The organism is Streptomyces sp. MBT65 (genome assembly GCF_016612545.1).
Taxonomy (GTDB): Bacteria; Actinomycetota; Actinomycetes; order Streptomycetales; family Streptomycetaceae; genus Streptomyces.
Window position 1 is genome coordinate 1 of sequence record NZ_JAENRY010000534.1, and the last position, 3,431, is coordinate 3,431.

The 3,431-nt window shown below is 69.8% G+C and carries 3 protein-coding genes; 2 read left to right on the forward strand and 1 reads right to left on the reverse strand.

The features are described from left to right. Window positions 1–198 precede the first annotated feature (198 nt). Together JHN63_RS49835 and JHN63_RS49840 are read left to right on the forward strand one after the other, a co-directional pair. The gene (locus tag JHN63_RS49835; protein ID WP_200691750.1) at window positions 199–672 is read left to right on the forward strand and encodes a carboxymuconolactone decarboxylase family protein; all 474 of its coding nucleotides are present in this window, start codon (window positions 199–201) and stop codon (window positions 670–672) included. Window positions 673–959: 287 nt separating this feature from the next. After that, on the forward strand, window positions 960–1,688 hold the full coding sequence (locus JHN63_RS49840) for a DUF4142 domain-containing protein (protein ID WP_200691752.1): 729 nt from the start codon (window positions 960–962) through the stop codon (window positions 1,686–1,688). Between the two features lie 23 nt (window positions 1,689–1,711). Here JHN63_RS49840 and JHN63_RS49845 read toward each other — a convergent pair whose 3' ends face one another. Then, window positions 1,712–3,364 carry a glycoside hydrolase family 13 protein gene (locus JHN63_RS49845; protein WP_200691751.1) on the reverse strand — a complete coding sequence of 551 codons (1,653 nt, stop codon included), beginning with the start codon at window positions 3,362–3,364 and terminating at the stop codon, window positions 1,712–1,714. Between the last annotated feature and the right edge of the window lie 67 nt (window positions 3,365–3,431).

The window sequence follows — 3,431 nt, forward strand, 5'->3', positions numbered from 1 at the left end:
CCCTCCGACTCGTCACCCTCTTCGACGAACAGATCACGAGGAGCCGAGGGCAAAGAGTGGGTCGAACCAGCCGCACCCCCACCCCCGCCCCCGACCACCCCACGAGAGCCAGCTCACAATCAGGGCTGTCACATTCGTAGGGGCCCGTTCCGTCAGAGCTGTGTAAGCGCCAGCCAGGACAGAACAGAGGAGCCCACCATGGGTGCTCGACTGAACCCCTTCGCCAGCCCCCTCGCCGGCAAGGCCCTGAAGCACTTCGTCGCCGCGGGCAAGGTCATCGAGGAATCGTCGCTGCCCCCCGTCACTCAGGAGCTCGTGAAGATCCGGGCGAGCCAGATCAACGGATGCGGGTTCTGCACCGACATGCACACCAAGGACGCGGCCGCCGCGGGCGAGACCTCGCTGCGGATCAACCTCGTCGCCGCGTGGCGCGAGGCGACGGTGTTCACCGACGCCGAGCGGGCCGCGCTGGAGCTGACCGAGGAAGGGACCCGGATCGCGGACGCGGCCGGCGGGGTGTCGGACGAGGTGTGGGCCAACGCCGCCAAGTACTACGACGAGGACCAGCTCATGGCACTCGTCTCGCTGATCGCCCTCATCAACAGCTTCAACCGCATGAACGTCATGCTCACGATGCCCGCCGGCGGCTACGAGCCCGGCCAGCACGCCTAGGCCGACGAACCGAGGAGCAGCGCCGCCGACGCCCGAGCCGTGGCTCCACGGTCCTGGCGCTGCTCCAGGTGGGTGCCGGGAGTGTGCCGGCCCCGGGGCCGCTCCAACCCCCACGTATCCGGAAGTACCACCCCCCACTTGTGACGCGCCCCACTCCGGCTTTACCAAAACCAAAGACTTCGCGCGCTCCCCCGATCCGTACTGATGACTGTCCGTACCGCCGACGGGCGGTCCACGACACAGGAGGTACGGTGCGCTTTTCGCGGAACGCGACGGGAACCATGGTTGTGGGAGGTGCCCTCAGCCTGACCCTCGTCGCACTCGCCTATCCGGCAATGCTGGGCGTCAACACGGTCTCCAGCGCCCCCGCACGCGTGATCGCCAACACGCAGTGGGGGCCGCTGACCGAGGCCGACCGCGACTTCGTGGTCAAGGTGCGCGCGGCAGGGCTGTGGGAGTACCCCGTCGGCCAGATAGGACTGAAGAAGGGGGCGAGCCCGGCGGTCATCACCGCGAGCAAGCACCTCATCGACGGACACGCGGCGCTGGACTCCACGGTCCGCAAGATCGCGCCCATGCTCAACATCACGATCCCGAACCAGCCCAGCCCGCAGCAGCAGGGGTTCATCAACACGCTGACCGCGGACAGCGGCAAGCAGTTCGACACGGACTTCGCCAACATCCTGCGGGTCACCCACGGTTCGATCTTCGCCACCATCGCGAAGATCCGCGGGACGACCGAGAACACCCTGGTGCGGATCCTGGCCAACCAGGCCAACGCGACGGTGCTGGACCACATCACCGTGATGGAGGACACCGGACTGGTCAACTTCAGCCAGGTCCTCTTCCAGGAGACGACCCCGCCGAAGCTGCCGGCCGTGGACCTGACCCCGCCGCCCCCGGCCGCCGGCCAGCCGGAGGTGGTGCTCACCCCGCCGGTGAACAGCACCACCCAGCCGCCGGTCCTGCCGGGCGAGGCCTCACCCAGCGCCAGCCAGACCCCGACCGTGGGGTGAGTGGGCCACGCCACCGAGCGCGCCTACGTCCCCAGCCATACCGTCGTGTCGGGCCCCAACTCGCCATCCCCTGCCGCTGGTTCGCTGCTCAGCAGCACCTCTCCCGGCGGCAGGGCGACCGGCCGGTCCGACAGGTTGGTGACACACCGCCAGCCCGAGGAGCGCGTGAACTGAAGCACTCCGGGCGGACTGTCCGGGGCCCAGGTCAGCGACTCCCCTTCGAGCAGCTTGCGGCGCAGCCGCAACGCCGTGCGGTAGAGCTCCAGGGTCGAGCCCTCGGTCCCGTCCTGTGCCTCGACGGCGTACGACGCGAAGCTCTCCGGCTGCGGCAGCCACGCGGGCCCCGCCCCGAAGCCGTACGACGGACCGGTCGAGGTCCACGGCAGCGGCACCCGGCAGCCGTCCCGGCCCTTGTGGGTGTGGCCCTGTTGTTCCCAGATGGGGTCCTGGAGGACCTCCACGGGCAGGTCGGCGACCTCGGGCAGTCCGAGTTCCTCGCCCTGGTAGACGTACGACGAACCGGGCAGCGCCAGCATCAGCAGGGTCGCGGCACGGGCCCGGCGCAGGCCAGCCGCCGGGTCGACCGGCGGCGTGCGGCCGTCGGAGAGCAGCCAGGTGCTGGGGTCGGTGCCCGGCGGGAGCATCAGGCGCGAGGCATGTCGTACGACGTCGTGGTTGGACAGCACCCAGGTGGCCGACGCGCCTGCCGCGTGGGCCGTCGCGAGCGAGCCGGTGATCACCTCGCGCAGTTCGTCCGCGTCCCAACCAGCTTCCAGGTACTCGAAGTTGAAGGCCTGGCCGAGTTCGTCGGGGCGGGCGTACAAGGCGCGGCGGGCGGCCGGGACCCAGGCCTCGGCGACCGCCATGCGGGGCGGGGTGCAGGTGTCGAAGACCGTACGGCGCCAGTCACGGTAGATCGCGTGGACCTCGTCGCGGTCGTAGTAGGGGTGGCTGCCGGGCGGGATCGAGTCGAGGACGGCCTCGGCATTCGCCGCGAGCGGGCCGATGTCGCGCAGTGGCTCGGTGAGGTCCTTGGTCAGCGCGTGGGCCACGTCGACCCGGAAGCCGTCGACGCCCCGGTCGGACCAGAAGCGGAGCGTGCTGCGGAAGTCGGCCCGCACCTCCTCGTTGTCCCAGTTCAGGTCGGGCTGTTCGGGTGTGAAGAGGTGCAAGTACCACTGCCCGTCGGGCAGTTGCTTCCACGCGCTGCCGCCGAAGACCGACGGCCAGTCGGTGGGCGGGAGTTGGCCGTCCGGGCCGCGTCCGTCGCGGAAGACGTAGCGGTCGCGGGCCGGGGAACCGGGTCCTGCGGCCAGCGCCTCCTGGAACCAACTGTGCAGCCGCGAGGTGTGGTTGGGCACGATGTCGACCATCACCTTCAGGCCCAGCCGATGGGCCTCGGCGACCATCGCGTCGAAGTCGTCGAGGGTGCCCAGGCGCGGGTCGACATCGCGGTGGTCGGCGACGTCGTAGCCGCCGTCGGCGAGTTCGGACGGGTAGAAGGGGCTGAGCCAGAGGGCGTCGACGCCGAGCGTGGCCAGGTGACCGAGGCGCTGGGTGATGCCCCGGAGATCGCCGAGACCGTCGCCGTCCGCGTCGGCGAAACTGCGCGGATAGACCTGGTAGAAGACGGCTTGCCGCCACCAGTTCGGGTCACGGGAGGACAGGTCGGGCACGTGGTCTCCTTATGAATTCCCGCTGCGCTGACGGAAGTTGACAGTCAACTTCCGGTAGACCCACGAT